Here is an 18,716-nt window from a genome sequence, read left to right as displayed (position 1 = left end):
CTGGGCCCCATGGCTTACGACGATCTCCGCTCGCTGCTCCGGGCTCTGGAGCGGGAGGGCGACCTCAAGCGCATCAAGGCCGAAGTCGACCCGTACCTGGAGGTCGGGGAGATCGTCGACAGAGTGAACAAGGCGGGGGGTCCCGCGCTCCTCTTCGAGAACGTCAAGGGCTCGGCGATGCCGCTCGCCATGAACGTCTTCGGGACCGACCGCCGCCTCCTCAAGGCCCTCGGCCTGAAGTCCTACGGCGAGATCAGCGACAAGATCGGCGGGCTGCTGAAGCCCGAACTGCCCCAGGGCTTCATCGGCGTCCGCGAGGCCTTCGGCAAGCTCGGCTCGATGGTGCACGTGCCGCCGAAGAAGGTGAAGGGCGAGTCCGCGCCCGTCCAGGAGGTCGTGCTCACCGGCGACGACGTCGACCTGGACCGGCTGCCGGCGCTGTTCACCTGGCCCAAGGACGGCGGCGACTTCTTCAACCTCGGCCTCACGCACACCAAGCACCCCGAGACCGGCGTGCGCAACCTCGGCCTCTACCGCCTCCAGCGCCACGACAAGCGCACCATCGGCATGCACTGGCAGATCCACAAGGACAGCCGCAACCACTACGCCGTCGCCGCCGCGCGCGGCGAGCGGCTGCCGGTCGCGATCGCCTTCGGCTGCCCGCCGGCCGTCACCTACGCGTCCACCGCGCCGCTGCCGGGCGACATCGACGAGTACCTGTTCGCCGGGTTCGTCGCGGGCAAGCGCATCGAGATGGTCGACTGCAAGACGGTCCCGCTCCAGGTCCCGGCCAACGCCGAGGTCGTCATCGAAGGCTGGCTGGAGCCGGGCGAGATGCTCCCCGAGGGCCCCTTCGGCGACCACACCGGCTTCTACACCCCGCAGGAACCCTTCCCCGCGCTGAAGATCGACTGCGTGACGATGCGCAAGCGCCCGCTGCTCCAGTCGATCGTCGTCGGCCGGCCGCCGACGGAGGACGGCCCGCTGGGTCGCGCGACGGAACGCTTCTTCCTGCCGCTCCTGAAGATCATCGTCCCGGACATCGTGGACTACCACCTGCCCGAGTCGGGCGGCTTCCACAACTGCGCGATCGTCTCGATCGACAAGAAGTACCCCAAGCACGCGCAGAAGGTCATGCACGCCATCTGGGGCGCCCACATGATGTCGCTGACCAAGCTGATCATCGTGGTGGACAAGGACTGCGACGTCCACGACCTGCACGAGGTGTCCTGGCGGGCGCTCGGCAACACCGACTACTCCCGCGACCTGACGGTGGTGGAGGGGCCGGTGGACCACCTCGACCACGCCTCGTACCAGCAGTTCTGGGGCGGCAAGGCGGGCATCGACGCCACGAGGAAACTGCCGGAGGAGGGTTACACCCGCGACGGCGGCTGGCCCGACATGGTGGAGTCCGACCCCGCGACGGCGGCCCTGGTGGACCGCCGCTGGAAGGAATACGGACTGTGAGCCAGAACCAGAACCAGAGCCAGATCGCCGTGGGCGGTCCCGCCCTCTTCATCGGAACCGACACCCCTTGCGTGGCGCTGGTGCGCCCCGAGATCGACCCGAAGCAGCCGGCGGTCCGGGAGGCCGCCGAGCACGCGGGTGTGACGCCCGAGGAGTTCGCCGGCCCCTCCGACCTGTGGCAGCTGATCGCCGACCGGACCGACGGCGAGGGCCGCGAGATCGCCCTCGACGACCTGTCCGACGCCGAAGCCGCCGCGTTCGCCGACCGGCTGCTGGCCGCGCTCGCCGACCCCGACGCCGAGTCCACCGTGACCCTCACCGTGGCCGCGCACGACGTGCTGCGCCTGACCGTCCGCCCCGCCGGCGAGGGCCGCTTCTCCTTCCTCGCCGCCGTGGTCCCGCCGCCCTCCGAGGGGACGCCCCTGCTGGAGGTGGAGATCGGCTCGTCGTCCGGCACGGACCTGCGGGCCGAGATCGAACAGTTCCGGAGGTCCCTCGGATGACTTCGGCAGCCGAGGGAGTCCTCGGATCCGGTCCCGCCGCGCCGCAGGCGAGCGGCAAGGTGAAGGCGTTCCTGCGGCTCGTGATGATCGAGCACTCGGTCTTCGCGCTGCCCTTCGCCTACATCGCCGCGCTCACCGCCATGTTCCAGCTGGACGGGCGGATGCACTGGGGCGAGCTGCTGCTCGTCACCGTCTGCATGGTGGGCCTGCGGACCTTCGCGATGGCCGCGAACCGGATCATCGACCGGGAGATCGACTCCCGCAACCCCCGCACCGCCGGGCGCGAACTGGTCACCGGCGCGGTGTCGGTGCGTTCCGCGTGGACCGGCGCGGGGATCGCGCTGGTGGTCTTCCTCGGCTCGGCCGCGCTGCTGAACCCGCTGTGTCTGATGCTGGCGCCGGTCGCCGTCGTGCCGATGGTGGTCTACCCGTACGGCAAGCGGTTCACGGACTTCCCGCACGCCATCCTGGGCCTGGCCCAGGCGATCGGGCCCATCGGGGCGTGGCTGGCGGTCACCGGTGAGTGGTCGTGGGACGCGGTGATCCTCGGGCTCGCGGTGGGCGTGTGGATCGGCGGCTTCGACCTGATCTTCGCCTGCCAGGACGTGGCGGCCGACCGCGCGGAGGGCGTCCGCTCGGTCCCGGCCCGCTTCGGGATCCCGGCGGCCCTGTGGGGGGCGCGCGGGGCGCACGTCGTCACGACCGGCCTGCTGGCCTGGTACGGCGTCGCGACCGGCGCCGGGGTGCTGTTCTGGTTCGGCCTGCTGGTCGTCGTGGGGGCGTTCCTCTACGAGCACACCATCGTCAAGCCGCACGACCTGTCCCGCCTGAACCGGGCCTTCTTCACGGTCAACGGCTTCATCGGCATCGCGCTGTTCGCGTGCGCGCTGCTGGACCTGGTGGTGCGGGGCCTCACCGTCTAGACGGCCGGCTCGACGACGGCCGGTCGGCGGGCGGGGCGGCGGAAGTACAGGGCCGTCACCACGCCGGCCACGAGGCCGATCAGGTGGGCGTACCAGCCGACGCCGGAATCGGTGGGCAGGACGCCGAAGAGGGCGGTGCTGCCCCAGACGGCGGCGGTCGTCAGCCCGGCCAACGCGAAGAGCGGCTTGCGCTCCACGAACCCGCGCACCACCACGTACCCGAACAGGCCGTACACCAGGCCGGAGGCCCCGGCGCCGACGGTGTGCGACGGTGCCACGAGCCAGGCGCCCACGCCGACCGCGATCGAGACGATGGCGGACACCGCGAGGAAGCGGCGTATCCCGCCGAGCGCGGCCATGAAGCCGAAGACCAGCAGCGGGACGCTGTTGGAGGCCACGTGCTCGAAGCCGAAGTGCAGCCAGGGGTGCGCGACGATCCCGATCAGATGGTCGGGATCGCGGGGCAGGATCCCGTACGCGTCCAGCGCGTGCCCGGCGGCGTAGTCGACGGCTTCTATCAGCCACAGCAGGGCGACCCAGGCCGGCATCAGAGCCGCCGCCGCCTTGGCGCGACCCGTGCGGCTCCATTCCGGTACCGCCATCGTCGTACGCATGTGCTGCCTCCCCCGGGGTGTGTCGTACGTGCTTCCCGTCAGGGAACGTACGGCACACCTTGACGAGTGCCCGCCCGGGGTGGCCGGATAGTCTCGGAGGTATGACTGAGCGCAAGCGCACCCCGTGGGTGGTCGGGGTTTCCGGGGCGTCCGGGACGCCGTACGCGGCGGCGGTGGTCCGCGGGCTGCTCGCGGCCGGTGAGAGCGTCGACCTCGTGGTGAGTCGGGCCTCGCGGCTCACTCTGCTGGACGAGACGGGCATCGCGTTCCGCGACGCGCACTGGCGTACGGATCTGGCCGAGTGGCTGGGCCGGGGCGCCGACGGCAAGCCGGGGACCTTCGAGGTGCCCGATCTGGGGGACGTACGCCATTGGGCGGCCGGGGATCTGGCCGCCGGGCCGAGTTCGGGTTCGTACCCGGTGAAGGGGATGCTGATCGTCCCCGCCTCCACGGCCTGCGTGGCCGGTGTGGCGCTCGGACTGTCGAAGGACCTGCTCCAGCGGGTGGCGAGCGTGACGCTCAAGGAACGGCGCCGGCTGGTGGTGTGTGTGCGGGAGACCCCGCTGAGCGGTCAGACGCTCAAGGCCCTGGTGGCGCTGGACGAGGCGGGCGCGGTCGTGCTGCCCGCCTCCCCGGCGTTCTACGCGGGCGCGACGCACATCCAGGACCTGGTGGACTTCGTCGCGGGGCGGGTGCTCGACGCGGCAGGAGTGCCGCACCGGCTGTACCGCCGTTGGGAGGGGGAGCTTGGCAGCGCCCGCCCCTCGTGACTAGCGCTTCTTCGCGCTGCGCGGCTTGCGGGTCTTGTCGACGCGGTGGGCGGCGCTGGGCTGGTCGGTGCGGGATCGGTTGGCCAGCTCCTGGAGCTGTCGCATGTGCGCGTAGGCCATCTCGATCGTGTACACGGTGAACCACTCCTGAAGATCGTCATTGATCTGTTGAAAGATTCACAGGGTGTTGACCCCTGTGTGCCTTAGATTCTATACCTAAACTTGCAGGAACGCCGAATAATGGAAGGCTCCACGTAATGGACACGGTGGACAGGCAGCTCATCCAGGCACTTCGCGAGAACGGTCGTGCCTCGTACGCGGAGCTGGGCCGTCTCGTGGGCCTCTCCGGCCCCAGCGTCACCGACCGCATCAACCGCCTGGAGACGGCGGGCGTGATCACCGGCTACCGCGCGACCGTGGACTCGGCCTCGCTCGGCATGGGGGTCACCGCGCTCATCGGCATCTCCCTCTCCGACGCCGCCGACCACGAGGACGTGGCGCGCCGACTGCGCGACCTCGCCGAGATCGAGGACTGCTGGTTCATCGCGGGCGACGACTCGTACATGCTCAAGGTGCGCGCCGGCGACGTCGACGGCCTGGAGAAGATCATCCGCAAGCTGTCGGGCACCAAGGGCGTCTCCCGCACCCGCACCACCATCGTGCTCTCCACGAAGTGGGAGAACCGGGTCGGGGAACTTCCCGGCGAGGCCTGAGAGTACGGTGGGTGGCGGTTGCACACAGGTCGGGACACAGAGGCGACAGAGGAGACACCGGCATGGACGCTGGGCTCAAGCGTGAGCTGGAGGAGAAGGTTCGCTCCGGCGAGCGGCTGACCCGTGAGGACGGCATCGCCCTCTACGAGTCGGACGACCTGGCATGGCTGGGCGGTCTCGCCCACGAGGTGCGCACGCGCAAGAACGGCGACGTCGTCCACTTCAACGTCAACCGCCACCTCAACATGACGAACGTGTGCACCGCCTCCTGCGCGTACTGCTCGTTCCAGCGCAAGCCGGGCGAGAAGGACGCGTACACGATGCGCATCGAGGAAGCCGTCCGCCTGGCCAAGGCCATGGAGAACGAGAACCTCACCGAGCTGCACATCGTCAACGGCCTGCACCCCACCCTGCCGTGGCGGTACTACCCGCGCTCGCTGTCCGCCCTGAAGGAAGCGCTGCCGAACGTCTCGCTGAAGGCGTTCACCGCGACCGAGATCCACCACTTCGAGACGATCTCCGGTCTCTCGGCGTCCGAGATCCTGGACGAGCTGATCGAGGCCGGCCTCGAATCGCTCACCGGCGGCGGCGCGGAGATCTTCGACTGGGAGGTCCGCCAGCACATCGTCGACCACCGCACCCACTGGGAAGACTGGTCGCGCATCCACCGCCTCGCGCACGAGAAGGGCCTCAAGACCCCGAGCACGATGCTCTACGGGCACATCGAGGAGCCGCGCCACCGCGTGGACCACGTGCTGCGGCTGCGCGAGCTCCAGGACGAGACCGGCGGCTTCCAGGTCTTCATCCCGCTGCGCTACCAGCACGACTTCGTGGACATGCAGGACGGCAAGATCCGCAACAAGCTCCAGGCGCGCACGACGATGGCCACCGGCGCCGAGGCGCTGAAGACCTTCGCGGTCTCGCGCCTGCTCTTCGACAACGTGCCGCACGTCAAGGTCTTCTGGGTCATGCACGGCGTCCAGACCGCCCAGCTCGCGCTCCAGCACGGCGCGGACGACATGGACGGCTCGGTGGTCGAGTACAAGATCACGCACGACGCCGACAACTACGGCACCCCGAACAAGCTGGGCCGCGAGGACCTGCTCGACCTGATCCGCGAGGCGGGCTTCCGCCCGGTCGAGCGCAACACGCGCTACGAGGTCATCCGCGAGTACCCCGGCCCGGACGCCTCGCTGCGCGAGACCCCGCAGGCGATGCGGGTCTGACGAGAGTGACGGGAATGGCGCTCACCTTCACCTTCGACCCGGTGGTCGACCCGGCGCTGCGCGACGGCATCGCGGACCTGTGGGTCGACGTCACCAACGCGGGCGGCGCCGTCGGCTTCGTTCCGCCGGTGACGCGCGACGACGTCCGGCCCGAGCTGGTGAAGCACCTCGTCGCGCTCGCCGAAGGGCGCCACCGGCTGCTCGTCGGGCGGGACGAGGCGGGGAACGTGGGCGCCGTCGCCTTCCTCGCGCTCAACACCCACCGCCTGATGACGCACTGGGTATGGGCGTACACCGTCATGGTCGACCCCGCCCTCCAGGGGCGCGGCGCCGGGCGCGAGCTGATGGCGGCCCTCGCCGACGCGGCCCGCTCGCTGGACGGCATCGAAGCGATCCGGCTCAGCTGCCGGGGCGGGCTCGGGCTGGAGCACTTCTACGCCGCCTGCGGCTACAAGGAGGTGGGCCGGGTGCCCGACGCCATTCGGGTGGCGCCCGGCGAGGACCGGGACGACATCACGATGCTGCTGCCCCTGCACTGACCCCCGGCGGGCCGGAGCGGGGGGCCGGCGTGCTTCACTGGACGGGCACGACGCCGGACTGGTAAACGACGCCGGACTGGTAAACGACGAGAGAGAAGGGGTCACCGTGTCCCTCAAGACGAGCGCGACGATCCGCTACACCGCGATGCGCCTGGGCATCTTCGTCGGGTGCCTGGTTCTCGTCGCCGTCCTGGTCAACCTGGGGTGGGTGCCCGCCGGCCTCGGCGACGCCAACCCCGCCTGGGTCGTGCTGCTCGCCCTCGTGATCTCCGCGCCGCTCTCCTTCGTGCTGCTGCGCAAGCAGCGCGACGCGATGTCCGAGCAGATCTCCGGACGCGTGGCCGGCGCGAAGCAGAAGCTCGCCGCGAACCGCACCCAGGAGGACGCGGCGGACGACGCCGCCCGCGTGGCCTGACCGGAGGGTGCCGGGTGGCTTCACGCGCCCGGTTAGCTTCCTCACACACCGAAGAGCCCCAGCGACGGGAATACCCCCGTTCCGCTGGGGCTTCGGCGTTTTCGGGGGTGGGGGCGGGGGTCCTCGTCCACCAGTGGCTCAAAGTACTGCTTTGAGATTCTCAAAGTAGAAGTGTTAGCGTGTGAAACATGTTGACCTCAGCCGCGCATTCGATGACCACGGGCGTCCCGCTCGTGGAGCGCCTGCACGTCGACCTCTGCCGCCGCGTGTCCGCGGCCTGTTGCTGTTGCCGCTGAATCCGTTCGGAGCTGATTCCGTTCGGAGTCGACACAGCAGCGGTCCCGGCCGGCCCGGCCCCTTTCCGGCTGCTGCCGCACCGCATCGCACCGCGCACAACCGCGTAGAACCCCTCGCAGAAACCTTCCGCCGTACTTCTGTGCGTCATCCCCCGGAGAGTGTCCGTGTCCGCGTCCCCCCAGGCCCAGGCTCCCGCCAAGGCCACCGGCTTCAAGTTCCCGTTCTGGGCCCAGATCGTCACCGGTCTCGTGCTCGGCGTCCTGTTCGGCTGGCTCGCCCGCAGCCAGGACATCAGCTGGCTGAAGACCACGCTGGAGCAGGTCGGTGACATCTTCGTCCAGCTGCTGAAGCTGGCCGTCGCCCCGCTCGTCTTCTTCGCGATCCTGGTGTCCATCACCAACCTGCGGAAGGTGAACAACGCCGCCCGCCTCGCCTCCCGCACGCTGCTGTGGTTCATGATCACCTCGCTGATCGCGGTGGGCATCGGCCTCGCCATCGGCCTGCTGACCGACCCGGGCGCCGGCACCGGCCTCACCCCGGCCGACGGCAAGGAGCCCAAGAAGACCGGCTCCTGGATCGACTTCCTGACCGGCATCGTGCCGAAGGACATCGTCACGCCGTTCACCGAGCTGAACGTCCTCCAGATCGTCTTCCTCGCCGCCGTCGCCGGCATCGCCGCCCTCCAGCTCGGCTCCAAGGCCCAGCCGGTCCTCAATCTCGCCGAATCCGTCCTGGAGCTGCTCCAGAAGGCCCTGTGGTGGGTCATCCGCCTCGCCCCGATCGGCACCGTCGGCCTCATCGGCACCGCCATCGCCTCGTACGGCTGGGACCTCATCGGCAAGTACGCGACCTTCACCGCCGACGTCTACATCGGCTCCGCGCTCGTGATGTTCGGCGTCTACCCGCTGCTGCTCGCCTTCGTCGCCAAGGTCAACCCGCTCCAGTTCTACAAGGGCGCCTGGCCCGCCATCCAGCTGGCCTTCGTCTCCCGCTCCTCGGTGGGCACCATGCCCGTCACCCAGAAGGTCACCGAGCGCCTCGGCGTCCCGAAGGAGTACGCCTCCTTCGCCGTCCCGTTCGGCGCCACGACCAAGATGGACGGCTGCGCCGCGATCTACCCGGCGCTCGCCGCGATCTTCATCGCGAACATCTTCGACGTGCAGCTGGGCATCAAGGAGTACCTGCTCATCGCGTTCGTCTCGGTGGTCGGCTCCGCCGCCACGGCCGGTCTGACCGGCGCGACCGTCATGCTGACCCTGACCCTGTCCACGCTGGGCCTGCCGCTGGCCGGCGTCGGCCTGCTGATGGCGATCGACCCGATCCTGGACATGATGCGCACCGCCACCAACGTGGCCGGCCAGGCCGTCGTCCCGGTCCTCGTCTCCGCCCGTGAGGGGATCCTCGACAAGGAGGCCTACGCCGCCGCCTCGTCCTCCCCGCTCGACGAGTCCGCCCCCGCCGACCGCACCCCGGTCGTCGCCGCCGCCTGACGCACCCCCGCGCGGCCACCGCGCACACCGCCGACAGCCTCCGCCCCCGTCCGGGCGGGGGCTGTTGTCGTGTGCGCCGACCTGACGTCAGACCGTCTGGGCGCGGACGTACGCCACCGAGGCCAGGAGGAAGGGGGCGGCGTACCACCAGCGCCCGAGGGTGCGGTGGAAGACGGGCACCCACCGCAGACAGCCCCGGTCCTGGGGCAGGTCACTGCTCCCCTTCCGGGCCATCAGGGGGTTTTCCACAGGCGGACGGTGGAGTCGTCACTGGCGCTGGCCAGGGTCTTGCCGTCGGGGCTGAAGGCCAACGAGTTCACCGCGCCCGTGTGCCCGTTCAGCTTGGTGGTGTTGGTGCGAGTGGCGACGTCCCACAACCGGATGGTCCGGCCGCCGCCGCCGGCGAGGGTCTTTCCGTCCGGGCTGAACACCAGCGCCCGCACGCTGCTGTTGAGGCCGGCCAGGGTGTCGACCTGGGTGGTGGTGCGGGTGGCGGCGTCCCAGAGACGGACGGTCTTGTCGGCACCGCCGGTGGCGAGGATCTTGCCGTCCGGGCTGAACGCCACGGCGGTCACGTGGTCCGTGTGGCCGGTGAGGGTGGCGGTCTTGGTTCGGGTGGCCACGTCCCACAGGTGGACGGTGTCATCGTCGCCGCCGCTGGCCAAAGTCCTGCCGTCCGGGGCGAGTGCCACCGACCAGACCTGTGCTGTGTGACCGGTGAAGATGGCGATGACGGTGCCGGGGCTGCCCGAGACGTCCCACAGGCGGACGGAGTTGTCCTCGTGGGCGGCGGCCAGCGTCCTGCCATCCGGTCCAAAGCAGAGCGACCACGCGCCGAGCGAGGGGTTCAGGCTGTTGGCACCGCTGCGCGCGGTGACGTCCGACAGCCGGACCTCACGGCCGCCGCTGCTGGCCAGGGTCCTGCCCTCGGGGCTGAACGCCACCGCGGTCACGGAACCGCTGTGACCGGGGAACGGGGAGGAGCTCGCGCGGGTGGCGACGTCCCACAGCCGGACGGTGCCATCGCTGCTCCCGCCGGCGACGAGCTTGCCGTCCGGGCTGAACGCCACCGATTCCGCCGACCCGGATAGACGGACGATCACGGTCTCCGAGTGGGCGCCGCCTGTCTCGTCGCCTGACAGCCGCAGGACCGCGTACGCCCCTCCGGACGCGGCGGCCAGCCCGGCCAGACCGCCAAGCAGGACGCTACGTCGGTGCGGCCCGGGACTCGGGGCGGGCACGGTCGAGGCGGTGGCGGTCGTGGCGGGGACCGGCGCCGGTCCAGGGACGGATGGCCCCGGGATCGGCAGCGCGCGCAGGCGCTCGGCGGTGGCCGTCGCGGTCGGCCGGTCGGCAGGGTCCTTCGCCAGCAGGGCGGCGACCAGTTCCGCGAGGGCGACCGGCACGTCCGCCCGTACGGTGTCCAGCGCGGCCGGCGCCTCGTCCAGGTGCCGGCGCATCAGCGCCCACGGCTGCCCGGCGTCGGCGAACGGCGGCGCACCGGTCAGCAGGGCGTGCAACACGCACCCGAGGGCGTACAGGTCGCAGCGCGCGTCGACGTGCTCGCCGCGCCACTGCTCGGGGGCCATGTAGGCCGGGGTCCCGAACACCCGCCCGGTGACGGTCAGTCCGCCCGTGGCGTCGGCGGTGCGGGCGATGCCGAAGTCGCAGATCTTCAGGCGGCCGTCGGTGAGGAGGAACAGGTTCGCGGGCTTGAGGTCCCGGTGCACCACCTTCTGGGCGTGCGCCGCCTCCAGCGCCTCGGTCGCCTGGAGGGCGAGCCCGACGGCCTCGGAGAGCGGGAGCCCGCGCCCGGGGGTGAGGGCCAGGGTGTGGGCGAGGTCGCGGCCCTCCAGCAACTCCATGACGATGAACAGCCGGTCCTCGTGCTGCCCGATGTCGTGGACGACCGTGATCCCGGGATGCTGGAGCCGCGCCCCGATCGCCGCCTCGCGCCGGAAGCGTCGTAGCAGCTCGTCGGAGGCGTCGAACTCCAGCAGCACCTTGACGGCCACCGCCCGGCCGAGGTCCTCGTCGTACGCCCGCCAGACCTCCCCGATCCCACCCTGCCCGAGCCGCGCATCCAGCCGATACCGCCCGGCCAACCGCTCTCCCGCCCGCACCGCACCCCCTCGGTTTAGATGCGGATCATTCTGTAACACCGGGGGAGGAGAGGAAGCCGGTCCAGGCGGAGGGGTTGAAGGTGAGGTGGGGGAGCGCGGTGTCCTTGGAGTCCCGCACGTGGACCCGGCAGGGTGCCTGCTGCTTCGGGTCGGATACCGGGCGGCCGTAGAAGGCTCCGTCGGATCGGCCCACAGCCGAGCCGTCCCGGAACTTGAGCATCTGGATGCGTCCAGCCATGCCCGCGTGTTCGTCGACATCGGTCGGCATGACCTGGAGCTCGACGTGGGGCAACTGGGCCACCTCCAGTAGGAGTTCGAGCTGTCGGCGCAGGACCCATTGGCCCTCCGATCGGGCGGCAGAGGGTAACTGCTTCCTGGACGAAGCTGAGCGTCGGGGCAGGCAACCGGTCGAAGATTGACTGGCGGGCCGTTCGGGCCTCCAGCATCCGCTCAAGCTCGTCCGGCACGTAGACAGGCCGCCATGCCCTGAACAGTGCCCGCGTGTACTCCGGGGTTTGCAACAGGCGCGGCCTCATATTGCATTGCCGTCGGCCGGCCCGGTCGGATAGGAAGATCGCATGCTGAGGGGTAGCAAGGTCGGGCTGAGGGCTCGGCACGATGAGGACATTCCGATCCTGCGGACCGAGCTCTACGACGACGTGGTCGGCTCCGCGCGGGCCGACAGTCGGCCGTGGCGACCGATCACGCCCGGCTCGCGGGACCCGCGGCTCGTCGTGGACGACACCGAGCAGGGGCACGTCCCGTTCTCCGTGGTGGAGCTGGAGGGCGGCAGCCTCGTCGGTGCCGCGACGCTGTGGGGCATCGACACCCACCACCGGTCCGCGCACCTCGGGTTGGGGCTGCTGCCGGCCACGCGCGGCAAGGGATACGGCACCGACGTGGTCGCGGTGCTGTGCCACTACGGGTTCATCGTGCGCGGCCTGCAGCGGCTCCAGATCGAGACGCTGGCGGACAACGCCGCCATGCTGCGCTCCGCCGAGCGCAACGGCTTCGTCCGCGAGGGCGTGCTGCGGTCCTCGGCCTGGGTGATGGGCGAGTTCCTGGACGACGTCGTACTCGGGCTCCTCGCCCAGGAGTGGAAGTCGGCCCCGGCGGTGTAGGGCCCCGGCGGGCCTGGGGGTTACTGCGTCTTCGCGCGTTCCGGTGCGCTGCGTTCCACGCAGAACTCGTTGCCCTCCGGGTCCGTCATCGTCACCCAGCCCGTGCCGTCCGGCTCGCGGTAGTCGCCGATGATCTTGGCGCCGAGGGCGTGGAGGTGTTCCACCTCGTCGTCGCGGCTGCGGTCCTGCGGCTGGAGGTCCAGGTGGACGCGGTTCTTCACGGTCTTGCCCTCTGGCACCTGGATGAACAGCAGGGCGGCGCCGGCCGACGTCACGGTCGCCATCGGGTCCCCGGGGGCGTCGTCGTCGGCGAGGGTGCCGCCGAGGGCGTTCGCCCAGAAGCGGGCGAGGGAGTACGCGTCGGAGCAGTCGAACGTGACGTGCCGTACGAGAGAGGTCATGGCCCGCATGATCGACCGCCGTGCGACGCGCTGTCCAGCACATTCGTGCCGAAACGTCAGTTCAACGGGCGTATGAGCCGAGGCCGACCAGGCAGTACACGTACTCGTTGGTGACGACGCCGCCGCGTGTGTAGCGGGCGGAGAACGAGTACTCCGTCTTCGAGTTGCTCTCGCACCGGTCCATGTCCGAGGTGCCGGGGAAAGTCTCGATGACCTTGTAGTGCGCGTCGGACGCCGAACAGGGCACCTCATCCACGTCGTTGACGCGCGTGGGCGTCGTGGAGTCCGGCAGGGTCCCGTTGAGGCAGGTGCCCCGGTCGTACGGGCTGGGCTCGGAGAGGGAGGGGAAGACGGGAGGGGGGAAGGTGTAGCTGGGCTCGGACGTGGGGGCGCGGGTCGGCGTGGGCCTGGGCGTGGGCGCCGTGGTCACCGTGGGCTGCGGGGCGGTGCTGTAGGGCGGGGAGGACGATTCGGTGGGTGACGGGGTGGCCGTCGAGGACGAGCCCGCGTTGTCGGACGTGTCGTCGTCGCCGCTGGTGATCACTGCGCCGGCGATCACGACCGCGACCAGGGCCAGGGCCACCAGGCATCCGATCCGGCCGGCCTTGCCGGGCCGCGGTGTGGTGGGTGGCGCGGGGGTCGGCGCGGCGAAGGCGGACGTGGCGGCCGTGGCGGCCGTACCCGCCGCGCCGGCCGCCGTCGCGGACACGCGGATCCGTAGCTCCACCGTCTCGTCCCCGACGCGCGCCCGGACGAGGTCGCCGTCGCGGGACGGCGGGATGCGCAGGCGCGCGGAGCCCGTCGGGAGGGGGATGTCGATCGTCACCCCGGTCGCGGCCTCCTGCGGAGACAGGGTCAAGGCGATTTCCTGAGAGGACATCGGCTGCTCCAAAGGGTGGTCGGTGGGGGGAAGTTGACGGACCTTTGGCGATTCTGCCTCTTGCGTCCGCGCTGACGCAGGCGTTCCGCCTGACAAGTCCCGGCGCGAGGACGGCGCGAGGACGCCGCGAGGACGCCGCGAAAGCGGTGTGCAGGTGCGGGGGAGAAGTGGTTCAGAGGGTGGTCGGCCCGGTGGCCCGTCCGTAAATTACCGGCGGTAACCCACCGGCGAGCCGAGGAGAAGACGCCGTGGACCTGGACACCGCCCAACCGAGACCGGTCGAGCCCCTCAAGACGATCGTCGACGGAGTGGTCCGCGAGGTGGCCGTGCCCGCGCTCGCGGGGATACCGGCGAGCGGATCCCTCGGGGACATCCCCTTCCTCAACGCCCGCGAGGCCCCCGACGCGCCCGTCCTCTCCCGCAAGGAACGCGACGGCACCTGGCGGGACGTGAGCGCCGCCGAGTTCGCCGCCGAGGTGCTCGCCGTCGCCAAGGGGCTCATCGCCGAGGGCCTCGCCGAAGGCGACCGGCTCGCCATCATGGCCCGGACCACCTACGAATGGACCCTGCTCGACTTCGCCGGCTGGGCCGCGGGGCTGGTCACCGTACCCGTCTACCCCACCTCCTCCGCCCTCCAGGCCCGCTGGATCCTCCACGACTCCGGCGCCGTCGCCTGCGCCGTGGAGGACACCGCGCAGGCCCGCCTGATCAGCGCCGAGCGCGTCAACCTGCCGTGGCTCGCCCACCTGTGGGAATTCGACACCGGAGCCATCGCCCGGCTCGTCAAGGCCGGGGAACACCTGCCCGACGCCGTCGTGCACGCCCGCCTGGCCGCCCGTACGCCGGACTCCGTCGCCACCCTCGTCTACACCTCCGGCACCACCGGACAGCCGAAGGGCTGCGTGATCACCCACGCGAACTTCTTCGCCGAGGTCGACAACGCGGTGGCGCTCCTCTACCCCGTCTTCACCTCCGTCAGCGAGGAGCCGGCCTCCACCCTGCTCTTCCTGCCGCTGTCGCACGTCTTCGGGCGGATGGTCGCCGTCGGCTGCCTGCGGGCCCGCGTCCGACTCGGGCACGCGCCCAGCATCACGACGGAGGACCTCCTCGCCGACCTGGCCGGCTTCCGCCCCACCTTCCTCCTCGCCATCCCCTACGTGCTGGAGAAGGTCTACAACACCGCCCGCGCCACCGCCGAGAGGATGGGCCGCGCCGCCTCCTTCGACCGGGCCGCCCGCATCGCCCGCAGCATCGGCGAGACCGCCGAGGGCAAGACCCCCGGCCTCGGCCTGCGAGCCGCCCGCGCCCTGTACGACCCGCTCGTCTACCGCCGCATCCGCGCCGCGCTCGGCGGACACGTCCGCTACGTCCTGTGCGGCGGCTCCCCCCTCGGCCGGCGGCTCGCCGCCTTCTACACCGGCGCCGGGATCGAGGTCTTCGAGGGCTACGGGCTCACCGAGACGACCGCCGCCTCGACCGTCACCCCGCCGCAGCGCCCCCGCCTCGGCACCGTCGGCTGGCCCCTGCCCGGCACGGCGGTACGCATCGCCGACGACGGGGAGGTCCTGCTGCGCGGGGCGCACGTCTTCGCCGGGTACTGGAACGTCGGCGCGCACCCCGGCGGCGACTGGCTGGCCACCGGGGACATCGGCGAACTCGACGCCGACGGGTACCTCACCATCACCGGCCGCAAGAAGGACCTGATCATCACCTCCGTCGGCAAGAACGTCGCCCCCGCGCCCCTGGAGGACTGGCTGCGCGCCCACCCCCTGGTCGGCCAGTGCCTGGTCGTCGGGGACAACCGGCCCTACGTCGCCGCCCTCATCACCCTGGAGCCCGACGGGCTCGACCACTGGCGCCAGATGCACCGCAAGCAGGGCGTCCCGCGCCGCGAGCTGGTCACGGACCCCGAGCTGCTGGAGGAGCTCCAGCGGGCGGTCGACGAGGCGAACAAGCTGGTCTCGCGCCCCGAGTCCATCCGCCGCTTCGCCGTCCTGCCGGGCGACTTCACCGAGGCGCGGGGCCACCTGACGCCCTCCCTCAAGCTGCGCCGCGCGGCCATCGTCGCGGACCACGCGGAGCGGATCGAGGAGCTGTACCGCCGGGTGTGAGGGGCGCGGCGTTCGAGCGGCGCCGGCGGCGGGGCCCGCTTATGGTGGGCTCACTGGTCCGGGGGGCCGCGCGAGGCACGAGGAGGTGCCGTGCACCGTTCCCGCCGCCGCCTCGCCGGCCGGCCCCGTACGCGCACCCTGGCCGCCACCTGCGCGCTGCTCCTGGCCGGCTTCGCCCCGACCCCGGCGGCCCGCCCCCGGCCGCCTCGGCCGCCCGCGCCCCGGCTCCGTCCGCCGCATCCGCCCAGGCCGCCGCCTCCGCCCCCGCCCCCGGCGACCCCCTCGCGCGCTTCCACGACCAGCGCCCGCGCTGGGGGGACTGCCCCGAGCCGCGCGTCCCCGAGGGGATGCGGTGCGCGACGTTGACCGTCCCCCTCGACCACGCCGACCCCGCCAGGGGCACCACGCACGTCGCCCTCGCCCGCATACCGGCGACCGGCCCCGCGCACCGCCGCCTCGGCCCGCTCCTGCTGAACTTCGGCGGCCCCGGCGCCTCCGGGATCGCCCTCCTCGCGGCCAACGCCACGACCTTCGCGACGCTCGGCGAACGCTACGACCTCATCGGTTTCGACCCCCGTGGCGTCGGCCACAGCGACGGCATATCCTGCGGCGCCGGCGGGCCCGAGTCGGGCGGCGCGGACTCCGACGACGGGCCCGTCACCGACGACGCCGCCGGCGAGCTGGCCGCCCTGCGCGCGCACGCCGCCCGCTGCGCGCGGTACTCCGGGCCCGTCCTCCCGTACGTCGGCACCGTCCACGTCGCCCGCGACATGGACGTCATACGCCGCGTCCTGAACCGGCGCGACGACCGCAAGCTCGCCTACCTCGGCTTCTCCTACGGCACCCGCCTGGGCGCCGCGTACGCCGCGCTGTTCCCGAAGAGCACCGGCCGCATGGTCCTCGACGGGGTCGACACCCTCTCCGAGCCGCTCGCCGAGCAGGCCCTCGTCTCCGCGCGCGGCCAACAGCGCGCCCTCGACAACTTCCTCGTCTGGTGCGCCCACCGGCCCGGCTGCGTCTACGGCACGAACACCCGTACCGCCAAGGAGGAGGTCGACGCCCTGGTGGAGCGGCTCGACCGGGCGCCGCTCATCGGGCAGGACGGCTCGTACTTCACCGGGCGCGACGCCACCGCCGCCATCGCCCAGGCCCTGTACTCCGAGACCGAGTGGCCCCGGCTCGCGGACGCCCTCGCCGCCGCCGAACACCGGGGCGACCCGCTCGGCCTGCTCCAGCTCGGCAGCCCCGACGAACCGCCGCCCGACGACGACGAAGACGAGGACGGCGGCGGCCCCGACGCGGTGCCCCCCGACAACGCCGCAGCCGCGCTCGCCGCCGTGAACTGCGCCGACGACCCGGACCGGAGCAACGACAAGGCGAGCCCCGAGGCCGTGGAGCGGGAACTGCGGGCCCTGCGACCCGAGTTCCTCGCCGCGTCGCGGATCTTCGGCCCGTACCAGCTGCTGACCGTACTGGCCTGCTACGGCCGCCCCGCCGGCACCGACTTCATCCGCCGGATCGACCACCCGGGCGCCCCGCGCGTGCTGCTCGTCGGCACGCGCGGCGACCCGGCGACCCCGTACGAGTGGACGGAGGAGACGGCCCGCCGGCTCGGCTCGGCCGTGATCATCGACCACAAGGGCGAGGGTCACACCGGCTACACCGCCTCCCGCTGCGTCAGCGGCTACGTGGACGGCTTCCTCCTCGACGGCCGCCTCCCCCACGGAACCCGCTCCTGCCCGTCCGGCGGGTGAACGGCGCGACCTGGGCCGTGACTTGTGGATCATGCCGGGCTCGCGACGCCCGGTGCCGCGCCTCGCCGCGTTGTCGTCGGTCGCCAATGCTCCGCAGTGGCTCCCTCCTCCGCCTTGCGACGCACGGCCCCGGACGCCGCTCGCTAATCCGGCATGATCCACAAGACACGACCTAGTCGGACACCCCCTGGCAGTCGGGGCGCGAGGGGCGGTCGGCGAAGCGGTCCGCCATCCAGGCGCCGACGGCCGGGGAGTGCGTGATGACACCGCTGACGTGCTCACCGAGCCAGATCGTGTCGAACTGGACGTCCGCGCCCTTCGCGCACCACTCGGAGCGCAATTGCCGGCCCACCGCGTACGGGATCAGCTCGTCCGCCAGCGCGTGGTACTGGAGTACGGGCGCCGCCGGCGCCGTCCGGCCCAGCCGGCTCTGGTTCAGGCGGGCCCGCCAGTCCGGCTGCGCGAGCGGGTCGCGCGTCGTCAGGTCGGAGATCCGCTTGAAGGAGCCGGCGATCGCGTCGATGGCGACGCAGTGCTCCTTCATCCCCGAGACCAGGGCGCGACCCGCCGGATTCAGGTAGGAGTCGAGCTTCAGCTCGGGGAAGGCCGCGTCCTGCCCGGCGGCGGCCATGAAGATCAGCCCCGAGCCGAAGGAGCCGTCGTTGGAGGCGGCCACCTTCAGCAGGTCGGCCGGGACACCGCCCGTCGCCGTGCCCTTCACCTTCAACTCCGGTGCGTACGAGCCCTGCAGCTCGGCGGCCCAACTGCTCGCCTGGCCGCCCTGCGAGTACCCGATGATCCCGACCGGGCTGTCCGGCGAGAGCCCCGCCCCGGGCAGCCGTACGGCGGCGCGGGCGGCGTCGAGCATCGCGTGGCCGGCCGAGGGGCCGACGGTGTAGGTGTGCGTGCCCGGGGTGCCGAGGCCCTCGTAGTCGGTGACCACCACGGCCCAACCACGCAGCGTGTACTGCTGGATGAGGTTGGCCTCCATGGCGGTGCCGTACGGGAGGTTGGCGCTCGGCGCGCAGGAGTCGCCCAGGCCCACGGTGCCCACGGCGTAGGTGATCAGCGGGCGCGGCCCGGTGCGGCCGTCCTGCGGGACGATGACCGTCCCGGAGACCACGTTGGGGGCGCCGTCGGCGGTGGTGGAGCGGTAGTGGACCTTCCAGGCCTTGGTGTTGGTGGGCTGTCCGGGCAGCGGGTGGAAGGCGGAGGGGACGCTGGAGACGATGTCGCCGGGGCGGGTGGTGGCCCGTTCCGCGGCCTCCGCGGGGATGCCGGCCGAGACGGCCAGGGTGGCGACGGCGGCCAGGGCGGTGGCGGTGGCGGTGGCGGTGCTTCGGATGCGCATGGGCGGCTCTCCCAAGGG

19 protein-coding genes and 2 pseudogenes are annotated in these 18,716 nt (G+C 71.7%); 12 read left to right on the top strand and 9 right to left on the bottom strand.

Annotated features, from left to right (window positions below):
• Nucleotides 1-9 precede the first annotated feature (9 nt).
• From M4D82_RS14605 to mqnP, 3 genes are read left to right on the top strand one after another with little or no spacing between them, the layout of a single operon-like run.
• Nucleotides 10-1,467: a menaquinone biosynthesis decarboxylase gene (locus tag M4D82_RS14605; protein ID WP_249766467.1), complete on the top strand. Its 1,458-nt coding sequence runs from the start codon at nt 10-12 to the stop codon at nt 1,465-1,467.
• On the top strand, nt 1,464-1,970 hold the full coding sequence (locus tag M4D82_RS14600) for a hypothetical protein (protein ID WP_249766466.1): 507 nt from the start codon (nt 1,464-1,466) through the stop codon (nt 1,968-1,970). Before M4D82_RS14605 ends, M4D82_RS14600 begins: the two co-directional genes overlap by 4 nt.
• Nucleotides 1,967-2,893, top strand: a complete 927-nt coding sequence (gene mqnP / locus M4D82_RS14595; RefSeq protein WP_249766465.1) for a menaquinone biosynthesis prenyltransferase MqnP — start codon at nt 1,967-1,969, stop codon at nt 2,891-2,893. Before M4D82_RS14600 ends, mqnP begins: the two co-directional genes overlap by 4 nt.
• Here mqnP and M4D82_RS14590 read toward each other — a convergent pair.
• Nucleotides 2,890-3,507 carry a rhomboid family intramembrane serine protease gene (locus M4D82_RS14590; protein WP_249766464.1) on the bottom strand — a complete coding sequence of 206 codons (618 nt, stop codon included), beginning with the start codon at nt 3,505-3,507 and terminating at the stop codon, nt 2,890-2,892. The genes mqnP and M4D82_RS14590 overlap by 4 nt on opposite strands.
• Before the next feature lie 101 nt (nt 3,508-3,608).
• On the opposite strand from M4D82_RS14590, the gene M4D82_RS14585 reads away from it, so the two are divergent.
• Complete coding sequence (locus tag M4D82_RS14585) at nt 3,609-4,277, top strand: UbiX family flavin prenyltransferase (protein WP_249766463.1); 669 nt, start codon at nt 3,609-3,611, stop codon at nt 4,275-4,277.
• Here M4D82_RS14585 and M4D82_RS34070 read toward each other — a convergent pair whose 3' ends face one another.
• The gene (locus M4D82_RS34070; protein ID WP_266947896.1) at nt 4,278-4,412 is read right to left on the bottom strand and encodes a hypothetical protein; all 135 of its coding nucleotides are present in this window, start codon (nt 4,410-4,412) and stop codon (nt 4,278-4,280) included.
• 122 nt (nt 4,413-4,534) lie between these two features.
• On the opposite strand from M4D82_RS34070, the gene M4D82_RS14580 reads away from it, so the two are divergent.
• From M4D82_RS14580 to M4D82_RS14560, 5 genes are all read left to right on the top strand, one after another.
• Nucleotides 4,535-4,990: an Lrp/AsnC family transcriptional regulator gene (locus tag M4D82_RS14580; protein ID WP_249766462.1), complete on the top strand. Its 456-nt coding sequence runs from the start codon at nt 4,535-4,537 to the stop codon at nt 4,988-4,990.
• Nucleotides 4,991-5,052: 62 nt separating this feature from the next.
• Complete coding sequence (mqnE, locus tag M4D82_RS14575) at nt 5,053-6,216, top strand: aminofutalosine synthase MqnE (RefSeq protein ID WP_249766461.1); 1,164 nt, start codon at nt 5,053-5,055, stop codon at nt 6,214-6,216.
• A 14-nt stretch (nt 6,217-6,230) separates the two neighbouring features.
• On the top strand, nt 6,231-6,755 hold the full coding sequence (locus M4D82_RS14570) for a GNAT family N-acetyltransferase (protein WP_249766460.1): 525 nt from the start codon (nt 6,231-6,233) through the stop codon (nt 6,753-6,755).
• Between the two features lie 145 nt (nt 6,756-6,900).
• Complete coding sequence (locus M4D82_RS14565) at nt 6,901-7,170, top strand: DUF4229 domain-containing protein (protein ID WP_502989067.1); 270 nt, start codon at nt 6,901-6,903, stop codon at nt 7,168-7,170.
• 461 nt (nt 7,171-7,631) lie between these two features.
• Nucleotides 7,632-8,957: a dicarboxylate/amino acid:cation symporter gene (locus M4D82_RS14560; protein ID WP_249766458.1), complete on the top strand. Its 1,326-nt coding sequence runs from the start codon at nt 7,632-7,634 to the stop codon at nt 8,955-8,957.
• An 87-nt stretch (nt 8,958-9,044) separates the two neighbouring features.
• On the opposite strand, the gene M4D82_RS14555 is transcribed toward M4D82_RS14560, so the two are convergent.
• From M4D82_RS14555 to M4D82_RS14540, 4 genes and pseudogenes are all read right to left on the bottom strand, one after another.
• Nucleotides 9,045-9,191, bottom strand: coding sequence for a hypothetical protein (locus M4D82_RS14555; RefSeq protein WP_249766457.1), 147 nt, complete (start codon nt 9,189-9,191; stop codon nt 9,045-9,047).
• Complete coding sequence (locus M4D82_RS14550) at nt 9,191-11,062, bottom strand: WD40 repeat domain-containing serine/threonine protein kinase (RefSeq protein ID WP_249766456.1); 1,872 nt, start codon at nt 11,060-11,062, stop codon at nt 9,191-9,193. Before M4D82_RS14550 ends, M4D82_RS14555 begins: the two co-directional genes overlap by 1 nt.
• A 43-nt stretch (nt 11,063-11,105) precedes the next feature.
• Nucleotides 11,106-11,204, bottom strand: a pseudogene (locus tag M4D82_RS14545) (DUF397 domain-containing protein); the annotation flags it as partial.
• A 15-nt stretch (nt 11,205-11,219) separates the two neighbouring features.
• Nucleotides 11,220-11,604 (bottom strand): annotated as a pseudogene (locus M4D82_RS14540) (DUF5753 domain-containing protein); the annotation flags it as partial.
• A gap of 54 nt (nt 11,605-11,658) precedes the next feature.
• On the opposite strand from M4D82_RS14540, the gene M4D82_RS14535 reads away from it, so the two are divergent.
• Nucleotides 11,659-12,201, top strand: a complete 543-nt coding sequence (locus M4D82_RS14535; RefSeq protein WP_249766455.1) for a GNAT family N-acetyltransferase — start codon at nt 11,659-11,661, stop codon at nt 12,199-12,201.
• A gap of 20 nt (nt 12,202-12,221) precedes the next feature.
• Here M4D82_RS14535 and M4D82_RS14530 read toward each other — a convergent pair whose 3' ends face one another.
• Both M4D82_RS14530 and M4D82_RS14525 read right to left on the bottom strand, forming a co-directional pair.
• Nucleotides 12,222-12,602 carry a VOC family protein gene (locus M4D82_RS14530; RefSeq protein ID WP_249766454.1) on the bottom strand — a complete coding sequence of 127 codons (381 nt, stop codon included), beginning with the start codon at nt 12,600-12,602 and terminating at the stop codon, nt 12,222-12,224.
• A 61-nt stretch (nt 12,603-12,663) separates the two neighbouring features.
• Nucleotides 12,664-13,482, bottom strand: coding sequence for an LppU/SCO3897 family protein (locus tag M4D82_RS14525; RefSeq protein ID WP_249766453.1), 819 nt, complete (start codon nt 13,480-13,482; stop codon nt 12,664-12,666).
• Between the two features lie 248 nt (nt 13,483-13,730).
• Between M4D82_RS14525 and M4D82_RS14520 the strand changes: the two genes are divergently transcribed.
• Nucleotides 13,731-15,593, top strand: a complete 1,863-nt coding sequence (locus M4D82_RS14520) for an AMP-dependent synthetase/ligase (RefSeq protein WP_249766452.1) — start codon at nt 13,731-13,733, stop codon at nt 15,591-15,593.
• A 362-nt stretch (nt 15,594-15,955) separates the two neighbouring features.
• Entirely contained in the window at nt 15,956-17,347 is a 1,392-nt protein-coding gene (locus tag M4D82_RS14515; protein ID WP_249766451.1) for an alpha/beta hydrolase, read from the top strand.
• Nucleotides 17,348-17,519: 172 nt separating this feature from the next.
• Here the strand turns inward: M4D82_RS14515 and M4D82_RS14510 are convergent, their stop codons facing one another.
• Nucleotides 17,520-18,698 carry a lipase family protein gene (locus tag M4D82_RS14510; protein WP_249766450.1) on the bottom strand — a complete coding sequence of 393 codons (1,179 nt, stop codon included), beginning with the start codon at nt 18,696-18,698 and terminating at the stop codon, nt 17,520-17,522.
• Nucleotides 18,699-18,716 lie beyond the last annotated feature (18 nt).

It is taken from the genome of Streptomyces sp. RerS4 (assembly GCF_023515955.1).
Classification (GTDB): Bacteria; Actinomycetota; Actinomycetes; order Streptomycetales; family Streptomycetaceae; genus Streptomyces.
The sequence above is the reverse complement of the archived record's forward strand: the minus strand, read 5'-3'. Positions and strand labels throughout refer to the sequence as shown.